Annotated in this window: 16 protein-coding genes; 1 reads left to right on the forward strand and 15 read right to left on the reverse strand. The window is 47.9% G+C overall.

Features of this window, described 5'->3' with window-relative positions; all coding sequences use genetic code 11:
- Positions 1 to 2 precede the first annotated feature (2 nt).
- The 3 genes from I9W95_RS17505 to I9W95_RS17515 all read right to left on the reverse strand — a co-directional run bounded on the left by I9W95_RS17505 (position 3) and on the right by I9W95_RS17515 (position 3,266).
- Positions 3 to 602, reverse strand: coding sequence for a DUF1819 family protein (locus I9W95_RS17505; RefSeq protein ID WP_225677258.1), 600 nt, complete (start codon positions 600 to 602; stop codon positions 3 to 5).
- Positions 595 to 1,467, reverse strand: a complete 873-nt coding sequence (locus tag I9W95_RS17510; RefSeq protein ID WP_225677260.1) for a helix-turn-helix transcriptional regulator — start codon at positions 1,465 to 1,467, stop codon at positions 595 to 597. The genes I9W95_RS17505 and I9W95_RS17510 overlap by 8 nt, the downstream gene beginning before the upstream one ends.
- Positions 1,468 to 2,162: 695 nt before the next feature.
- Positions 2,163 to 3,266 carry a hypothetical protein gene (locus tag I9W95_RS17515; protein WP_225677261.1) on the reverse strand — a complete coding sequence of 368 codons (1,104 nt, stop codon included), beginning with the start codon at positions 3,264 to 3,266 and terminating at the stop codon, positions 2,163 to 2,165.
- A 46-nt stretch (positions 3,267 to 3,312) separates the two neighbouring features.
- Here I9W95_RS17515 and I9W95_RS17520 point away from each other — a divergent pair, with 46 nt between their 5' ends.
- The gene (locus I9W95_RS17520) at positions 3,313 to 3,777 is read left to right on the forward strand and encodes a hypothetical protein (RefSeq protein ID WP_225677262.1); all 465 of its coding nucleotides are present in this window, start codon (positions 3,313 to 3,315) and stop codon (positions 3,775 to 3,777) included.
- Positions 3,778 to 3,794: 17 nt separating this feature from the next.
- Here the strand turns inward: I9W95_RS17520 and I9W95_RS17525 are convergent, their stop codons facing one another.
- The 12 genes from I9W95_RS17525 to I9W95_RS17580 all read right to left on the reverse strand — a co-directional run bounded on the left by I9W95_RS17525 (position 3,795) and on the right by I9W95_RS17580 (position 19,635).
- Positions 3,795 to 4,277: an Lcl C-terminal domain-containing protein gene (locus I9W95_RS17525; protein ID WP_225677264.1), complete on the reverse strand. Its 483-nt coding sequence runs from the start codon at positions 4,275 to 4,277 to the stop codon at positions 3,795 to 3,797.
- 2 nt (positions 4,278 to 4,279) lie between these two features.
- Positions 4,280 to 5,839 carry an Lcl domain-containing protein gene (locus I9W95_RS17530; RefSeq protein WP_225677266.1) on the reverse strand — a complete coding sequence of 520 codons (1,560 nt, stop codon included), beginning with the start codon at positions 5,837 to 5,839 and terminating at the stop codon, positions 4,280 to 4,282.
- Positions 5,832 to 6,188 carry a hypothetical protein gene (locus I9W95_RS17535; RefSeq protein ID WP_225677268.1) on the reverse strand — a complete coding sequence of 119 codons (357 nt, stop codon included), beginning with the start codon at positions 6,186 to 6,188 and terminating at the stop codon, positions 5,832 to 5,834. The genes I9W95_RS17530 and I9W95_RS17535 overlap by 8 nt, the downstream gene beginning before the upstream one ends.
- Positions 6,189 to 6,342: 154 nt before the next feature.
- A complete protein-coding gene (locus I9W95_RS17540) occupies positions 6,343 to 6,816 on the reverse strand; it encodes a hypothetical protein (RefSeq protein WP_225677270.1) in 474 nt (157 codons plus the stop codon).
- Positions 6,817 to 6,833: 17 nt separating this feature from the next.
- On the reverse strand, positions 6,834 to 8,351 hold the full coding sequence (locus tag I9W95_RS17545; protein ID WP_225677272.1) for a conjugal transfer protein TraH: 1,518 nt from the start codon (positions 8,349 to 8,351) through the stop codon (positions 6,834 to 6,836).
- On the reverse strand, positions 8,348 to 9,331 hold the full coding sequence (traF, locus tag I9W95_RS17550; protein ID WP_225677274.1) for a conjugal transfer protein TraF: 984 nt from the start codon (positions 9,329 to 9,331) through the stop codon (positions 8,348 to 8,350). Before traF ends, I9W95_RS17545 begins: the two co-directional genes overlap by 4 nt.
- Before the next feature lie 37 nt (positions 9,332 to 9,368).
- Positions 9,369 to 10,235 (reverse strand): hypothetical protein, encoded by an 867-nt coding sequence (locus I9W95_RS17555; RefSeq protein ID WP_225677276.1) that lies wholly within the window; start codon positions 10,233 to 10,235, stop codon positions 9,369 to 9,371.
- A gap of 51 nt (positions 10,236 to 10,286) precedes the next feature.
- Positions 10,287 to 14,414: a conjugal transfer protein TraN gene (traN, locus tag I9W95_RS17560; protein ID WP_225677277.1), complete on the reverse strand. Its 4,128-nt coding sequence runs from the start codon at positions 14,412 to 14,414 to the stop codon at positions 10,287 to 10,289.
- A gap of 6 nt (positions 14,415 to 14,420) precedes the next feature.
- Positions 14,421 to 15,458: a TraU family protein gene (locus tag I9W95_RS17565; RefSeq protein ID WP_318653632.1), complete on the reverse strand. Its 1,038-nt coding sequence runs from the start codon at positions 15,456 to 15,458 to the stop codon at positions 14,421 to 14,423.
- Positions 15,431 to 16,657 (reverse strand): TrbC family F-type conjugative pilus assembly protein, encoded by a 1,227-nt coding sequence (locus tag I9W95_RS17570; protein WP_225677281.1) that lies wholly within the window; start codon positions 16,655 to 16,657, stop codon positions 15,431 to 15,433. Before I9W95_RS17570 ends, I9W95_RS17565 begins: the two co-directional genes overlap by 28 nt.
- 5 nt (positions 16,658 to 16,662) lie before the next feature.
- Entirely contained in the window at positions 16,663 to 19,254 is a 2,592-nt protein-coding gene (locus tag I9W95_RS17575; RefSeq protein ID WP_225677282.1) for a TraC family protein, read from the reverse strand.
- 30 nt (positions 19,255 to 19,284) lie between these two features.
- Complete coding sequence (locus tag I9W95_RS17580; RefSeq protein WP_225677284.1) at positions 19,285 to 19,635, reverse strand: hypothetical protein; 351 nt, start codon at positions 19,633 to 19,635, stop codon at positions 19,285 to 19,287.
- Between the last annotated feature and the right edge of the window lie 8 nt (positions 19,636 to 19,643).

The raw sequence follows: 19,643 nt of genomic DNA on the forward strand, positions 1-19,643 counted from the left end.
CTTTATATCGAGATGTCCATGCATCTCTGAATTCTAAATCTGCCAGTATCTTCCAACATGACTCTCACTTCTGGCCTAACAAGTACGTTCTGCAAAACACAACTTCTGGTACTCTTCATATACCCAACTTCGGCTAGCATTCGGAAGACTACCTGGCCCATTTTCTTTCGTGACGATTCCTTCCAATCATGAATAGCAGCGTCACGAAACGAGCGCTCATCAAGGAAGTCCTGCCACTGATATTGGCTGAGTGATTCCATTCGCGTTTTGTATGCATCACGAACAACGGTCTCCATAAACTCAACCAAAAGAAGATTACGTTCGAGAGCAGCAATAAACGCCACCTGACGAGATAGCTCATCATCTCCATGCAAAAGAGCACGAAAAAAGACAGGCTCAAGCCTCTCCAATCGTTTCCTAATGGTTTGAGCAGTCCGAACTGCAGATGCAACCGTTCTTTTTTGAAGAACATTGTGCAATTTTATGGCTGCATCCCAACCTGACTGGTCTACCCCATCCAACAACAGCTCGGCGATTAAACGGCTCTCGCGTACCAATAACGAGCCACCGATCAAATCGCTGTCATAGTGAAAATCAGTCAAAAGCAGCCCCGCAAAACAGAGATTTATCAACCTTACAGCGACTATCGTTATCGAGTATTATCGGAAAACTCTTGGCATCCGCCCGATCTTCATTCCGCACTCCAATTTGATAGCGCTGAAGCGTGTAGTGAAGAAGAGCAATCTTCGAGCGAATGCGCAGAACTCCGTCGGTCATGCAGTAATCCATTTCAATAAGACGTTTCTGCGCATCATCAAGACAAGGGTTAGGAATTGCAGACACCTCCACCTCCGTAAACCAGTCCGTATCGTTAGCAATAGGTGGCGACTCAACACTTGAATGTACCGGAACGCTCCACATCCTCGAAAGCAGAAAATCCCTGAAATCTCTTCGGGTATGGCAATACGCGCGGACATGCCAACGATAGCCAGAGCAAACAAGGCTGTGAGGGCTTATCAATCGCTCATGCGGGGAAGGATTACTCATGGAAGCGTAAGAAATTCTTAATGAAGTGCGAGTTCTGCATGCCTTCAGTAACTCCCGAACAACTTCAGGCTTCACAGCCCGATCAGGTATCTGCACGGAAACAAACATCGACTCCGATTGAAAAACGGAGGATTCACTCCGGTCTCCAAATGCCACCAATAGGTCGAGATACTCATTGATGTGCCCAGTCGTCAGAATCGGCGTAAAGGTATCTGAAGGTATGTATGACTTCACTGCCGGAGAATGCACCAGCGCCCCAGGATTGTAGCTGTCTACGTAACGCCTAATATCTGCAGATGCTTGCTGGCGACTAATGCCGAACCAAGACATCAGGCGATTGGTAACCAATCGGCCCTCCCAGTAGGCCAGCAGCTCAATGGCTCTCATGCGCAATAAGACTTCGTACTTTTCTGTGGACATACAAATCCCAACTAAACATCCACCCCAATCTTGAATGACGAAGACGAAGATGTAAAGTTTCTATACAGTAAAGTATCTGGATTTCCTATTAGTGCTTTATCTAAAACACCATCAGACTTAGACTACAACCTCAACTTACGAACCCCACGTTGGGCTCGAAAGTTTTTCAACCCTAACCGAGGGCACCATGCCCTCGGCCTGGTGCCCTCTTTCATAAGGAGGTCACTATGAAATCAATCCCAAAGTACTAATGCTCATTCCGGAGAAATTCGGTTTGGCATTAGCCGTTGGCGCTTACACCGTCAACTCAAGCTCGTTAATGACGATAGCAATAGTATTCTTACTTTCAGGTATCGCATTAAACAGAAGGCTTGATAGTCGCTTGGTGGTACTCGGAGAAATATTATCCGAGTGCATCATCGGGCTTCTTGCCCACCTGCTCATAGTTTTTACTATGCGTGGATGGCTGATAACGGACATGGCTGTCATTCAGACAGTCGTCGTGCTTGTATCGTTGGCCCTGGGCATAGCTTTGCGCTACTATTTCTCTCAGATATCAGACGAAGGGGAATCTCATGAGTCTTGAACTGCAGGTAGTTGTAATGCTTCTGATCGGCGTGCCGATCGTGCTGTATGTGAAGCAACGTTTAGGGCACTTCGATCAAAAGAAGTCCTAACCCCAAAGAAAAGGGCGATCAATGATCGCCCTTTTCTTTTTCACCCATCAATAGGTTCTCACGAATCACCCTCTTTAAAGCCCTGCCGGGGCCATCCAGGGCCCCCCAGTCAGAATCAGACGGGACCGTTATCACCCCCTCAGATATTTGTACGTCCCTTTCGTTACCGAACCGGAGGGCGACCTCCACGTCTCCAGACGTAATCAAAAATCCAGGTGCAAAGCCAGAGCCATCTGACACCTTCCTAAAAGAGATGTCGATACCTTGCTTGAAGAGCCAGTCAGAGTAATCGACCAGTAACCTGGCGATCGAGCGCTCCCCGTCAGACAGTACCGGAACCGGAACCCTGCTACTTAAAACCGGAAGCACGCTCGCAGCAAAATATCCCTCACTCAAAGGAGCTATAAAAGCCAAAAAAGGCCCCTCCGAAACCGAGATCCCTGGCTGAGCGGGCACAATTCCGCCTTCAAATCGCCGTGTTAAACTTAACTGGCGCTCCACGCGCGTTAACTGGTGGCCAGACCAATCAACCTCATGTACAACACACAGCCCAAAAGCCTCACCAGGCGACCTGAATAGTTCCTTCCCAGACTGACTAAGCCTCCCCTTCAGCACAGCACCACCAACGGTCACATGAGCGCTCTCTGTATCCACTGCCTCGATCGCCGACAAGAATGTCCACTCCTGGTCATACCCAGACCACCCAGCTCGTTTCAAGAGCTTGCGATGAATCGATGCGATACCCAGAATTTCACTATCACTGCCAGCAACACTCTCAGCAGCATCGCCCTCAACAGTCTCACCCTCAGCAAGCCAAGGAGCGGACCTTACATAGGAGAAGCGGCAATCCTTGTGCCCCTCCCTCGACGGAAGGTTTCTCAGGAAATACGTGCCAGCTCGCTTAACTACCGCGAGAGCTGGTTGAGACTCGATCGGCAAATCCGGTCGGCAGCTACATATCACCCAAACTCCTTCCTCATGAAGCGAAACCAAAAGGTCTTTCAGACCGGGATCAACGGAACTGCTGGCACCACCAATTACTCGCTGAAGAAGAAGAGAGTTGTCCTTTGCAGACAGGGTGCGGACTATTTTATTTGGCTCGCTCTTATGGACGATGTACATTGTATAACCACATATTTTTACACTTGAAAAATAAGGACAGAGAAGGATGTCTAAGCCACACACCATCTCAGTGATCGTACTCGCTGGGATTCTTTCAGCCTGCGGTGAATCGCCGAGCGACCTCGGCGCGAAAGTGCAAGAGCGGCTGGCTCAACAAAAAGCTGAATTCGAATCAAGCGAAACACGTCGTTCATTCACAGACTTCATCGACAACCACTATCACTGGACGCCCGAGGCAAAATCAATTGTGGTTGCTGCATTCGATAGAACGGTTTCAATTTCCAGACTGGTGAGCCCTGAAAAAATCCGGGACGCCATAGAGGGTGGCGAAATGGGCATTGCCTGTCTTTTCACAATCCTTGGAAACGAGGCCGCAATAGACGACTTTACCTCCGACGTCGTAGCATCCATCGACGATGTCGAATCGAAAATGAGCATGCTAGAAACGCTAACAAATGCCAAGATTATGGTAATGAAATCCATCATCACGCGAGAAAACTGCAGCCAGTAAGATCTGGCTGCGCTACGTCATTCCGCAATCAAACGCATAACACGAGGCCTGTTGATGTCTCGGATGATCTCACTACCATCTGTAAAATCGATGATCATACCTTCGCCGGACGATGCTGGCGTATTGCTCCAGTAAACATAAAGAGGAGTGTCCGGGAATACATCTTGATTAATCGCTGGCTCAATACACGAGCGTTCAACCAGAGTGGCCAACTCCTTAATGTTTGGTAATCGCCGACCGGACGCAGACGCAGAAGCTCCAAGAGCATCTTGCCACGTGGCATATTCCATAGGAGATCCGGAGCAGTTTCCATTTTCATATGTCTGGCCGTAAGTACAAAAATCCCAACGCAACATAGTTACCACGTCGAGAACAAAACCGTCGTTTAAATTAACGAACCGTCCCGACTCACCAGACACCTCCATGGAGGAATTACATACCTGCCCAAGCACTGCGTGCGGCACGAGAGCAAACCAGAGGAAAAACACAGACTTATTCATGGTCATTCACCTCGAACCAACATCAGGCTTCCTGGATAGTGCTTGTTACAAAGTTTGGAAATCTTATTCGCCGTATCAAAACACCAATACGATCCACGCTCATTTGCATAGGGAGTGGATGACATATAAACCGCTCCATCCATCGACGGGAAATACGACGACAACAAAGAGGCCTCGCCGGGCTCAAAATTCATAATGGATCTAAGTTCTTCGATAGTAGGCAGTCGCCAGTCTTTGACTCCGCATTTAGCAACCCCATTTGCATAGAGCGCATAACTAGCCGTACTGCACGAAGTGACGCTATCGATGTACCCAACTTGGGTTAGATTCGGGAATGCGCATGTGACTTGCATAGGGTAGCCATCCATAAATTCAGGCCCCGGAACCCCTTCAAACCCGCCGTTAACGCTCCCATCCTCAACATACCAATAATGGCCGTAGGATAGCGAGTCCCATGCAGCGTGAGCAGCATGATAAGAGTATGCCTTGTAATCCGGATCATCAGACTCCAGATTGGAAAGGCGAACCTCTTCTTCAACAAAATCAATAAAGGACATGTCAGCCACCCCTGACGGCAGAGAAGATGCCCCGCTTTTAACTTCCCACATAAGGCCGGTATTTTCATCAACGACACAGCGGTGCGATAACGAAGTTGCATTGCCTGCATAGTCGATCTTGGTCAATCTAAATCCAGCATGGCCATCTGCATTAGTAGCGCCAACATCTCGTCCATACTCTGCGTCCTGACCAGCAAAAATAGTAGAAGGTGTTGAGACGAACGAGGTGCCATCCCAATGCGACACGACACCCGTATCATTAATAGATAAATCGCCTGGTACAAATATACTGACCGCATCTGCTGAGATATCCACGGTAGATGAATCGATCGCTATAACGATAGACTCTCCACCCTCCGCAAGGCCGTCATCAATAACCTCAATGGGAATTTGTGCGGACGTAAGACCAGCAGGGATAGTTAACTCAGAGAGAGGTGCGTAATAATCCCCACTGGAAGCAGTCCCCTTCGTTGCGGTGCCTGCATAGGATATCGTAAGGTATACGTCATCCCTTTCGCTCGGATTCGTTACCACAACGGATATTGATTGATCCCCACTCCCCTCGGAAATAGTCGCACTGGCCGAGGAAAAGCCAACGCTCGTTGCCTCGGTTGTATCCGTAATCGTGACATACAAATCAGATCTAGAAACAGAAAGATCTGACGACGAAAGGCGTAAGGCCAGTTTTTCTTCACCCTCAACCAAAGAGTCGTGAGCGATGCGCAATACTACGACCGGATTTTCAGCATCTACTGTCACCGGCATAGACTGAACAAGCCAGGCATCAGACGATGATGTGGACAGATGCTCAACCTGTACGGAGTAACTAAAACTTCCGCTCTCGCCATTAAGGTCGAGATCAAGTGGAATCTGTAAATCAATAGTTCCGGAATTAGGCTCCGAAGTAGAGACGTCGGCACCAAATGATATTGTCGGGTACGTTTGTTCATCACCAACGCAACCAGATAAAAGCAACGGTAAAAATATTAAAAAGAATCTATTCATCAAAAAATACTCCGAACGGATATTCCGCCAAAGAAACAGAATCCCGAATTCTGTCTTCACCAAAAGGAATTGGAATCCTTAAACCGCCAACATCAGCAACAAGCCCAGAAGAAAGAATTAATAAGGGGATCGGAGCGAGGTAGGTGTCTTCTGATACTTTAAAGGTAGCGAGAGACCTAAATAATTCGGCCTTTTCAATAACGCCACGTCCAGAAATGAAATTTGAGAAATCACCACTTTTCAATTTTGCTGGAGCACCGTCAACAAGAACCAAAAGTGTGGAAAATATTTCAACATCAGAGCCATCTACCATCCTAAATCCACCCAAGATAATTGTGGAATCAATCATCTTAACGTCCTCACTGGTAATCCCAGCTGATGAGAATATTGACTTTGCAATCTCCCCAGACAACTCAATACGATCGCGTTCCATGCGAGCCGGAAGGGAGTTTAAAAAGTATAGGAGGAAGACGATCAAAAAGGAGCAAATTACCGCAAGAAACTTAGTCACTGACATAGATTTTAGCCCCCAATATGTTCAGGTAGAAACGCCCGATATCATCCCGAAACACATAAACCTTACTACCAGGTCTTGAAACCTCATCGCCCCGAGTGTCACTACTACCTAGTGTTGCTCTCACAATGCCGTCAGCAACACCACGAGAAAGGATTTCACGAGCTTGCTTCTCATCCGATGCAGTAGCATCTGCAGGCATAGATCCTGCAGGGAAGCGATAAGAAACAAATTCATCAAGCAGGTGGCGAGAAACACCATCGATAAGAAGAGGGCGATCCACCAACACTTTAATTACCAAATCCGCCTCATATAAGTAGCCCTCGCCATCCCGAAAGAACGTTCCATTTGAAACAGATAACGAGACATGCTCCTCACTAAAAAGTGAGAAGGTCTGCTTTCTAAAAACATCCTCCACCGAAGGCATGCCAAAAGATTGAGTTGAGACCAAAGCCAGAGACAAAAGGAGATACCTCACCATTAGTTAGCGCCCATTTTTGAAAACTCTTTAAGATCGAGGAAGCTCTTAACCTTATCAGCCTGGCAGTTACTCTCCTGCTGGATATTTTCCCTCAGTTCTCGATACTGCCTTTCAAGCTCAAGCGTGCGGTCAATAATCATCTTGGCAAATGCAGACTTGGCACCTTTCCCCGGACCATCGCCCATATCGAGCCCCTCAAGCTGCTTCTTAACAAGCTCGTGGGTCAAACGCAAATGAACGTATGCAAAGTCCTCCAGCAAGTCCTCTTTGAAGCAGTCATACATTACCGACATGGCGGTATCTGAAGACGACAGGGTATTAAGCATCGCACCAAAATTAATACCCGGCTTGAATGTCATAATAAAATCCTTTTCAGCGGTAGTAATAGCAGGAGCAGAATCCTTATCCTTACCGAGCTTGACGAGCAAGCCATCCGACCCGCAGGTCGATCCATCCATTTTCTTACCTTCCATTGCGCAAGTGAATGTATCCGCAAACGGAGTTACTTCAGCAAATCCATCCTTAAAGACAAGATTGCCAGGGTCTCGACAATAACTGCCTGCACCCGCTGCAGCACAGTCTGCAGGAAGCACAATGTCGTTGTACGTGCCTTCAATGAAGTCAGTAATTGAAACCGTTGAGCGGTAATCACCTACACGAGTGGTCTGAGTTCCATCAGAGACGGTTTCATCGACAAAAATGACGTAATTACCAACCATCGCAACTAGATAGACATACAGCTGCTCCTTAGTCAGGGTAGAGTTATTAAGAAAGCTCCGGAAAGCAGACAGCGCATCCGTGTCTTCGATCAGCCAATAAACTAAATTGCCGCCATACATGGTTTTGATGCGTTCCTTTTCATTTGGAACTGCAGATGATGCCACGTTTTTAACGCTTTCTTCGCCAGATCTCAGCGCCTGAACGGCATCTTCATATGTGGCCTCAACCTGATCGGAAAAGTTAATTGCCGATTTCTGCACACCTTCTTTGTATGCATCCCAGGATGGCGTGGGATCGCCCGTGATAACCCCATTCAGTCCATCAACCATGGCTGTCGCTGTAGAGCAGCTATCTTGCATGGTCATGTTCATAAGGTCTTGCATAGCATATAGCGACTGCATCACCTCGCTGCAAACAGAGCACTGCTCCTGCAAATAGGCGATAAACATGTAGGAAGCCAGCGCCCCCGAGTTCTCAATTACCGCATTCAACCAGTCAAGAAACTCATCTGCAGTGATGTATGAGAACGACCCGCCATAGATGTCAAACCCATTACACCCACCCCTGATTGTTGGGGGCTGAACCCGGATAGGATTTGGTGCCGGAGCCGTAGGAATTCGGATTCGCACATAGCCACCTTGGTGTAGCGTTCGGCCATTGAGTTCAAAGGTTCCAGCCCCGCCAGATTGAACGGTGGCATCGCTGAATGCGTTAGAAAACGCATCATTAAGGCCAGCCGATGCGTTCCCCGCTGTAACAATTGTCGCAGCCAGAACTGCAGCTCGTAAAATGCTCATTTTCCCTCCAGAAGCTTCTGGTAGATGTAATTCGAGTAGGCCACTGGATCATTCATGTCCCCTGAATAACCCTTAAGGTCTGGATCAGACAGATCAAACCGATTAACAGAAAACATGGTGCTTTCAACCGCCTCTGGCGAAATCCATCCAGAAAAGTCTGCCGACAATATTATTCTGTCCAAAAAGCTCGCGAACGGAACAAATCCCTGGCTAACTAAAACGTACTGGTCCGAGGACTGGTTGTAAGCGAAAACAGAAAAATCACTATCAACACCTAAACCCTCTGCTTCCCCAGCGCCAACGCGGTACTCCCAGTACTTTTCCATCGAGGTCGGTGGATTGGGGATGGTTGTTTGGGAGTCTATAATCCAGAGTATTTTTAAGCCGTACTCGGTGCTCACTCGCTCCATCGCATTAAACCAGCGATCACAAGCACTACAGTCTCCTCTTACAAAGATCCAAAGAGCGACGCCCTCTTTAACCATTTGCTTAAAAAGAGCCTCCTTCTCTCCGCGAACGTCCACCCTACGCTCCCGCGCCATTGCCATGTTCGACGTAGCCTTGTATGACGTATCTAAAATCGGATCGGTCTGCGCAATCATCGCAACCCTCCGAGACAACCGTCGCGCCTTGTCTTTGAGCATTTTCTCCATCAAAAGAAGAGCCCTGATGTTCTCTGCCGTTGGATCGTCTGCCGCCTTCTGCCGAACCTTTGGCAAATTAACTTTGATCCACTCAGATGTACCAGGCTCCGGTACTGGAATCGCTTCTGATACTCGCTTAGAAACCTCAGCCTCAATTTTCTGATCGATCTCCTTCTTCACTTCCTCAGGAAGATCATAAAAGTGCCAACCTTTAGCCGGTTCATAACCATCCGAGTTAGCGCTCTTCTGACTCGATCCTGCCTCAGCAGCATGAGCGCAATGCAAAACGGATAGTAAGTGAACAAACAACACAGTTTTTATCACATGAGTGACCACGAAAACCCCCAAAAAAAGGCCGCTGAGCGGCCTCGGATCATTTCTCTACGAGATATTCTAAACGACCATCACCATACAGAACAGACGGTAGATTGAACAACGCTGAATTGGGCGCTATATACAAAGCGTAGGAGCCGCCCAATATTTCCATGAACCGCTCTCGCATAGGATTCGTTAGACCAACAATCCCGTTATTAAGGCGAATTCTGAATGATAGCCGACAGTTTAACCCATTATTTTGACAACCATATAAGATTACAGCTGACACCTTCTTCCCATCCGAGTGAAAGCTCTGCGATACATTCTCAAAGGTATAATCAGACGGAAACACTGATTCAACTCGCCCCCCTGGAAATTCAAGAGGAAAAACCGAAACCGCACCCGCAGGCGAAACGCCATACTCATCAGTAATCACTGAGGAAAACTCATCAAGAGTTTGTATGGCAGCCGCACGAACTTCGTCGGCATTCAGTGATGAAGACGTTGACACCAAGAAGTTGTCAGAGTGGTAATCCCATGAGAAGGGGTAATTCAAATCCTCAGGGTCGTCTGAAAGCATACCAAGCAGAGCCAGCCCAGAGGCGTACTTAAAAGTCAAACCGGCAGCAATCCCAGCCGCTCCAACGGTCGCATGATATCCCGCCCCACTAATAGACTTGGGACGGACAGAACGCGCTTCATTGTACTTAGCTGCATCACCCTCATACTCAGAGAATTCTTTTTTTGTCATATCCCGCACAGTTACAACTCCGTTTTCCATCAGAAGACGAAGTCCACCAGAAGAGTTCTCCATTACCACAATGGGAACCTCTTTATAATTTCCCTCTGTCAGTCGCATTGGTCTAGATGATGCGCAACCCGCCAGAGTTGCAGTAATCAGCATAAACGCCACTATTTTTAGCATTGATATTCTCCATAAACTCAAAACTACACCTTCGCATCTTAGTGTCATTCGTCAATAGGTAACGCATTCCGCTGCGATCACTTCCTCTCCATACTTGCCAACGAATGAGTGAGTAACGGGCTGAACAGTAACCCCATCAACCTCAATCTCAGCACAGCCAACGGGCGTGGTAGCATGTGCATATTCACCACCATCAGGATCTTTGGTGCAGCCACTCACGTAGTTCTTAGTACCGTCCGCAAAGATGACATAGCCTTTACGGCCATCAAAGCTACTCGTCTCACCATGCACGTAACCGCAAAACTCATACATGGTCTCATATTGGTCACCCATGATGAGCAGTTCCCTTTCTGCAAAGCGGTATTCCTCAAGACTGGAGTCGGCAGCCCCCATTAGTGATTCAGCTCTTTCAGCTGCATCTAGCACGTCAGTGGTTTCCAAATCAAAATCAGGGTCGGAACTCGCAAGAGACCTTGTTACCAATCCCATGTCCGTGTACGCCTCAACAGACTCCGCAGTACCATCAGGCAACATTCCCGCTCCGATAAGCAGCTCCAACCATTCCGTCAGATCGATCTTATCGAAATCCAACGCAGAGAATTCCTGATAGGTAAACCCAGGGCAGTCCTGATCGTAGGTATCCTTACCCTCCGCTGTTCCGTATCCAACAGGGTGACTAGACTGCCCTGTCAGAGATGCCTGTTCATGAATGATGCGTGCTAAGGGGCTGTTGTAGCAGCAATACTTTCTCTTTTTCTCTTTGCATCCGAAAACATTCGAAGACGAACACCATTGATCAATTCTCGTACAAGACGCCGTTCCAACCTTATAAGCAGTCTCAAATTCACTACTACCACAGGCAATCAGCATCTGGTTAACAAGCATTGTAATCTTATAGGCCGCATATATGGCCATGACCGTGCCAAATAGACTGCCCACTGCTTCAGAAACACCCGAATCGATCGCCGTACTCTCAACAGTTTGTGCCGTAGCCTCCCCAGCAGCCTCCTTCGCAGCCTGCTCTGCGGCAAACTTAGCCATTTCTTCCTGCCCAGCAGCCAGGATCTCACCAGTAACCTCGTCCCGAATAACATCCTCAACTATCCAATCACCCAGAATATCCCCCATCAAGCTGGAGATATCTGCCATCAGGAAATTTGCACTAGACGTAATGGACGTTGACAGACTGGTGCTGGCCGCCTCTGCGGTGGCCTCAGCGGCAACATCAACGCCTTGCTGGTAGCCGAGACTCGCAGCTTGATTGGAGAACCATTCGGCAGCCTCCTCCGCTGCTTGCGCAACCAGATCCGCAACATACTCTGCCGGTGCTACAACATAATCCTGCCAAACACCCGTGCTCGTGATGGTTGTGGCCAAGTCCGTAGCAATCCCTTTGACGTACTCGGTTTGAGCAATAGCGTAGAGGGTTTGGACATATGCATACGGACCTGGAGAACCCTCCGGCTGAGCGCAGCAATTTCCTGTTGGAAGGGCCTCACCCAGCCCTGCCGAAACATAGCTTCGACACGTCTTCGCCTCCCCCTCAAACATCACGCACGAGCTCGGATCGGCAGACATGCAATTGGCGTCGTCTCCGGCCATTTGAGCAACTGTTAACAGAAGCGCGGCATCCTGAAACGAATCTGTAGTTTCATCCTCGTAGGAACAATACTCATCTGAACCTTGAGAGCATGGGAACGGAGTAGAGCACACTTTCTGAGTGACCTGCTCCTGCACCACCACTTCGCGCTCCTCTTCACAACTGTATGTCCAGTCCCACAACCTACAGTTACCAGTAACAGAGTCAGTGATTGCGCATACCTCAGATGTCTTGGTACAGGCGCTGTTGGACTGGTAAGCGGCGCACTCATTCAATGATGCGGCCTCTCCAACAGTATCGGCACCAAAAACTGACGCGTGTGCAGTGTTGATAGGGTTTATCGCAGCAATAAACTTCTCTGCCAGGGACTGACTCAACTCCTGCGGCACGAGTTGATGTTGCTGCTGACGACCGAAGTCGTTAAAAGAGAAATCTGCCTCCCAACAACTGAACGTCCCATCTGCACAGCGACCAACACTAGAAATATCAACAGCATACTTCGGAGCCTCGGCTGAGTAACAAACCTGCGAACCTTGCAAATCACCTGGGAACATTTCTGATATGCTGCCATCGATATATGGCATTGTTGCTCTCGTGGACACGAAAGAGCCGAAACTACGATCGTCATCATAATCTGTGCAACGCCAGGTATTTGTTGAGGGTAGTGTTGCAGATTCTGCATATGGAAAAGCAGTACCTTGAAGGTTGTAGTGCATGCTCCCATCCAGCGCACGGACATACTGGTTGTTACCATCTACGCAGTTGGCTGGCGTCTCCGTTAAGGTTTGTACTGCATTGGGATGAGTGAAAGTGAATGTAATATTCTTTCCTGCATGTCCGCATCCCATCGCGTAGGAGTATGTTGAAAGCTGACCATCATTATAGACGGGCGAGTGATACGCATATTTTTTCCAAAGAGGAAACCAACCCAAGGCACCCCTTAAGCTAGGAACCCTACAGGGACCTGCGGTCCAATAGTTGTCAGCAGTATCAGCACAAGCACGTGAATCTCCAAATACTTTAATGTATTTGGAGCCAGCCCTTAAAAATAAATTCGCATCATCAGACCCAAACCAATGATTACCCTTCGACCCAGGTTGAATACTAATTAAGTTCCCATTAGTATCTTCCACAACTTTGTTATAAAATGGAATGCTTTCGCCATCCGGCATAGCTTGAGCACGAGTAGGGAAGCGTAAATCGGCAGCTCCATGCGCATGTCCGGGCGCAGGGTTGGGAATTCGATTACGAAGCTTGTCATACCAGTATATAAATTCCACTTTTTCCGGATCATCCGAAAGAGCCATAATTTTCTCTGGCAATTTAATGCATTGCTCGGACGTGAATGGTTTAAAGCAACGCCGAACAGACCAAGAGTTATCGAAGCCCGCGCGGTCATAGCTATCGTCAAAACCAACATCATAGGCTCCTGTCGGACACGCTCCAGCTGCTTCACGCGACTTCGTGATACGATATGCGCCCTCTGCCCACCCTACAGACCCCCAGCTAAGATCCCCCATCATTGTTACACCATCAAGCGTTCCATTCCCATCAGAGTCACAAAACTTCGGCTTAAATCCATCGAGAACGGAGATGTCACCAATTGGCTTCACATCATCTGTTGTGTTGAGAATCGGGCCATAAGAACACGCGGCATACATCTCGTTTTCGCCTTCCTTGAGAAAGGAAGTAATGGTGCCTCCGTTATTCGCAACGCGATTACCGTTGACTATGATGTAGTGGTTTTCTTTCAGCGATCCTGGCAAAGAAACAGTGCCAGAAACAGACGCCACATCCTGGACATAGAATTTAAATTTCTTGTACAGGGTAAATGCAGACGGGTAAGACAATGTTCGAGAGTAGGAAGAAGATGAATCACCCACTGATTTGGGCAGGGGCATGTTCTGTCCGGATTTGACACCGGGCAACACAAGTGCTCGCGAAACACGACAACTACTTGGCCAATACACCGGAGCGTCAGAGTACATACAGGTATTCTGAGTGGTGACTATCTGCGTTTCGGTAACCTCAGGCTGAACGATCTCAATTCGGCAGCTAGTGCCAGCTTCCATCTCGTCATTTAAGCGGTTGTACTCCTCAAGAAGCTCACTTCCCTCTTCGTCATTGAACGTAAGCTTATCACCCGCCTCTTTAAATTCACGATCACGAGTGTGGTAGGAAGGATCTTCATAGAGAGATCGAAGGCGCTCATATACTTCGCCCTCAGTGGTATCCGGATTATTCTTCAGCCTTGTTTGAAACAAGCTCCCGCCAGTGGATATATCAAGATCTCCTGTTCCAATTTCATGGGAGTCATTGAAAGATCTATCCTCCTCACTTCCATATAACGAAAGCTCGCTCTCAGGCGTATAAGACTGCCTCTTTGTGCTCGATGTGGACTGGATGGATTTTGAAATATCCTTTAAACCACTATAATCGCCACTCTTGGCCTTCTCTTGCGCAGAATCAATCGCATCGGAGGCCGCTGCGGCAGCTGGGTAGATATTCGCCCAAATAAAACATATCAAGGTAAAACTGGAAACAAACCTACCGGATAGCTTCTCTCTAAACATATTCATCCCAGATTACCTCACGCAACAATCTTGATATCTGAACCCTATGTAGACATGGTTCGAACCTGCAGCAGCCTTCTGCCTGGACTCTCCCCAAACGAGTGTACTCTCACCAATAGCGTGAACCGATTTAGCCTCTGGCGATGGGTACATCATCCCGAATCGGTATTGTTTTTTAATTAGCGAAGGAGCTATTTTGGTTTCACACGCAGCATCTGGACCGACTGTATTAAATGCCAATAAACGCCGATGTAGCGCTGCCAGTGCCTTTGTCATGACGAGCGAGCTATGCTTAACTCGGCTGCCATTATGGTTAGCGTGCCCAGTAAACGGATAAACACCACCCCAGCAACCTGCGCACCAGTGATAGTCAAGGCTATTCGGGTCTGCAGTCACAGCATTGCACTCATAACTGCACACAGCCATTGCAGCTGGATTTGTGAACAAAACAGACTCAGGAGTAAGCATCGCGGAAAGAAGATTATCATTCCACAGCGGATCAGGCTCGGAAATGTATTGCAGCTCCATATCAACAAATTTATCCGGATTACACGAGGATTCCATAACGAGCTCAAGCATTTCCAGTATGGGAAAAGACAGCGTATGAAAATGTAGAAATGCCGCGTCAGAAACCATTTGACCTGCCTTTAGTTTTCGCGATGACACATCCCCCCCTACAGCGACCCGAGTCCCATTAGCCAACGTTGTACCAGCGAGAGACGGGGAACAATACGGTTTCTGAATCGTCTCGGTAATAAACCGAGGGAACCAGGCACTTAGCGGCTGACCAAATTCCGGAACGCCCGCCGCATCAGGGCAGGAGCAAATTAATTGGTTCATTGCCCCGTCAGGTATGGGGCCGCTCGCGCCGGAATCGGCCCGGAGAGTCTGGCCATTTATTCGCATTGGAAACAAGCAATCCCAACAAAACGCTTTCAGTAACTTCGAACCAAATATACCAGCGTCAGGACAGCTCTCAGCCTTGGATAACGGAGAAAGGAATATCATGGCGCAAAATATTATTATTTTCCGCATACCGACCCATCGCATCCTATGTAGTTAATATCCATAAATCCTCGCGTGAGACTGGGTTCAATAACAACAGGAACTGAAGACAGAGAGAACCTATCCACTACAACATCCGGGAGCGTATAAATACTGACTAAAAGTTCCTTCTCAAGCTTCCCAAACGTATCCCATTTATCGCCACTTAATAGCTCGCTAAGCATAACAACTGGCTTCAGATTCCGACTCAGAGCATCCTCCACTTCACCCTTGGCCCAGGCGACCTGCCGATCCTCATTCGGATTTAGTACAATGATTCTCCGATTGTATTGAGACATCATCGGCTGCAGCATAGGGTTAAAGACCTCTCCCTTTCTGGCAATGACATAATGCTTCCCATTGGCATCGGCACTAATGTCATCTTCAACCCTGACACTCATATCAAGAGAGAGCTTCGATTCTTCAACGCCAGTCGGCAAAGACTTAGGCGAATTCCGCTCCCAATAACGATCTTTGGCCTTTCCTATCTTTTCCTGCCAGTTGATCGAAGACATTCGATCCTGAATCTCTTCGATAAGATCGCGCTCAGCAATTTCGAAGGTCGCGCCAATCGGACTAATAATAGGCTCACCGCGAGATACGGAATCGAAGAAATCCGAAACGTTTACAGACCCATACTGCTTAATTGGCTCGCCACTCTCAGAAATAAAGACAAGGCACGGAACCTGATCAATGCCAAATTCCCTAAAAGCAGTTGGATTTAAGCCAACTATCGCATTCACCTGATCCGACGAATCCCTAAGGATCTTCCCGGCCTGCCTGCTAAAATCAATCAGCGTTCTATTGCCAGGGAACAACCCTCGGTACGCCACCTCAACATTCAACGGTGTCAGAGAAAGACTCCGATAGAGAGAAATGATCTGCCCTTTTGGCATTGATGAGGACACGAACACATAGACCTTACCTGGAGATCTGATTGCATTAATGACGTCTTCAGGTGTCGAATTAAATGCATTAGCATTCACAGCGTGACTACGAGCAGCTTCAGCTAACGATTGGGCTCTCTTTCCTGCTGAACCATCATAGCCTGACATGGCTCTTTTAAATTTCTCCGCTAAATCTTTTGTCTCACTGCCGACCTGCTCTGAAATAGCTTCGTTTTCCCAGGCAGTCCTGTTCGCAGCTTCATAGGCGCTTTCAGAAAATGCCGACGAGGAAAGAAATGAAATTGCAGCGAGAAGCATAAACCTCATGCCACAACACCCACTACCGCTTGTTCATCCTCCACATCAATTACGTCGAAGTCTGCAGATCCATCAGGCTCTCCAACCTCAACATTCATGTATGCGGCCACGCCTCGACTTTGCAAAACACGTATGGCAGCCTGATGTATTGACCAACCCCGCTTTCGTTCATTTCGGATCGCAATACGATCATCAGATGCAGTCGAGAAAAGAAGAAGCGAGTACGGAGACAGCACCAATCGCCCCACACCTTTGGCCACAGAGGTATCGAAGAAAATCTCAGAAAAATACCCTTTCTCAGTCCTGACGCTCTTAAGTTGATCGAACCAAAAATGCTCAAGAACGATTTTCTTCTCATCAAACATTTGCTCAAGAGAGTCAACCTTCTGACCGAGATAAAGTCGGTTGCCCGCGTTTTCTGCGATAGCGCGCCCTGCCGCATGCTGATAAACATCGTTGAGAGACTGCGTGATCATTGCCATTGCAGCATTGTTCTTACGGAACTGACGATATGCAGTAAGAATGAATTCCAGTACAGGATTTTCCTCTCTCCGACCAGAACCGGAAGCAACAAATTTCCAAGCCTCATCGATAAACATGGTGGTCCAGCTGGAATCACCGTTCGCAGTTTTTTGGTAAATGTAGCTGTTAGCCATGAGAATCAACTGCAGGACAACAACCTGAGAGAGGTGCTCCTTATTCTTCAGGTCGTCGAGCTCAAGAATAATCAGGCGGTTTTTAGAGAAATCAACCGGCTTAGAGTGGTTGTAATAATACTTTCCATACTCTCCGTTCTTGGTAAATGAATTCAAAAGAACGGCAATATCAGAAATGCGGCGGTCGTTGCTTCCACGGCACTTATCAGCAATATCGTCGATTGTTGAATTATGCCCTCTCTCATTCCAAACCTCGGATAGAATCATTTTGATCATCGCAGACTGGAATACACCCTCCTGCGTAGAGGTCTTGATGTTTGCCATTGCTACAATGATTCCGACCAACATGTCGATCTCTTCGGAAAAATCGTTAATCAGAGGGAATGGATTGAGATTTGGGCACGATTCCTCATTAAATGTGATGAATTCACCCTTAAATAGTTCGCAAGCATTCAGATAGCTATAGCCCTGGTCAATGATGATAGCCCTACCACCGTGCGCCAGAAGATCGGCGATCATGCGGTTGGCCAACACAGACTTACCAGATCCGGACTCGGCCATCAGAAGAATGTTGTAGTTTGTTGAGTTATCGAAATTGTTATACCCAACCAGCTGTCCAGTCTTACCAATGAACGTTGACACGGGGTGCCCCACGCCCTTCCATTCGCTACACAGAGGTAGAATTCTAGCGGCTTGCTTAGTAGTGCAGGTTCTGAATCTCCCCAGAAGATCCACTATCCGACCATCAGGGTCTGCATTCATCGGCAGCATCGAGCAGAAGACTGGGAGCGCAACCAGAATCTCTTCCTTCATGTCATATTTCAGACTCCTGAAGTGTGAGATGGCATCGGAAGCCTGGCGACGGACTTTCTCCTCACTATCCCCAAACATGGCAACAGAAAACGAGATAGAGCAAGGTCGATCGCCACCGGTAACCGCACTATCAAAAAGAAGGTCAAAAGACCGGGCAATGTCCGTCAGCTTAGGCTCGAACTTATTAAACGGCGCTACATCTTGCTGCTTTGACCATTTTCTATTGCGCTTAATGCTAGACTGAGATTGCTTAGCATTATGGAGGTATATATTCGTGGTAATAAGGACATTGTCCTTAATCTTTGCCTCACGGGCTTTATGAGCCATGAGATAGCTATAACTGTCCGATAAAGTAACGCGCTTCGGAAAGGCATGGGCAGAAATAACTTTAACGTAGCGCTCATTGAGTCGGAATGATGAGTCGTTAACAACACACTCATGATCGATATCGCAAATCTGCTTCCGAATCGGCTGCTCTGGACTGTATCCAATATCAGGATTGGCCCATGATGGACTTTCGCTCCAATTTACAATGGAGCCGACAAGGCGGATCAGTCCCTTGGGATCTATGCTTCTTGGATTCAGCGCTGCCGCTGCAAGACCCTGCTCTACTTCCGTATGCAACTCTTCCAGCTGGTCATCATCGCTAATATCCCGACCGGAACCCTCATCGGTCTTGATCACCACCGACACATACGCTCGCATATCCCGAACGATTGTTCCAAAGCGTTTCTCAACAGGGGAGCCTGTATGTCCGGTTATATAGCTGACGTGCTCTTCCGCCAACTCATTTAAAATTTCATCAACCTCACGATCGCCAGTGGAGCTAAACCGTTGCATGCGACCGATTTTATTTCGTTTCGAAAAGTCCTTCACGTCATGGCCAGCCCACAGCGTGAAGGAAATCATCGCCTCATCAGGAAGTAATTCCTTATTTAGCACGGTCAGGATCTGCTCGGCCATATCATCACCGGCAAACACATACGGCGTGACCTCAAAGATCATCCCGCGATTTCCACCCGCAAGGGTGTAAATGCAAGTCGAAGCATCATAAGCAACGTACTGAAGTAAGTTACTAAACGGAGTCCGCTTGGAGAGCGCGATTAACCTTTTACGAGTGTCGTCCATATTTCCTGACCCAATCAATCAAACGTCTTTTTAGATGCCGGAGAAGAAGCCTTCCAGGGCAGGCGGTACAACGATGATTGCAATCGCAATAGCGAAAGAACCAAACATTTTCATGCGGTCGCCGTTCTTGGAGAAGAATTCAAAAATACCGAAGGCAAACGCGATGAGCGCCAGCAGGTAGCCGGGCCAGCCATTCAGCAGCGTGGTGATGAACTGAGCGATACCCTCAGACTCAGTGTTAACCGCTGATGCATCTGGTGGGGCAGCATAAGATGCAGCAGTCAAGACGGAACCAGCCGCAATCCAGCCAGCCTTTTCGAGCAGTTTGAAAACACTGCGGCCAGATGCTACTTTTTTGAAAAAGGATGAAATCATTTTCATCGTAAAGT

Source organism: Thalassolituus marinus, assembly GCF_020320395.1.
In the GTDB taxonomy this organism is placed as follows: Bacteria; Pseudomonadota; Gammaproteobacteria; order Pseudomonadales; family Oceanobacteraceae; genus Venatoribacter; species Venatoribacter marinus.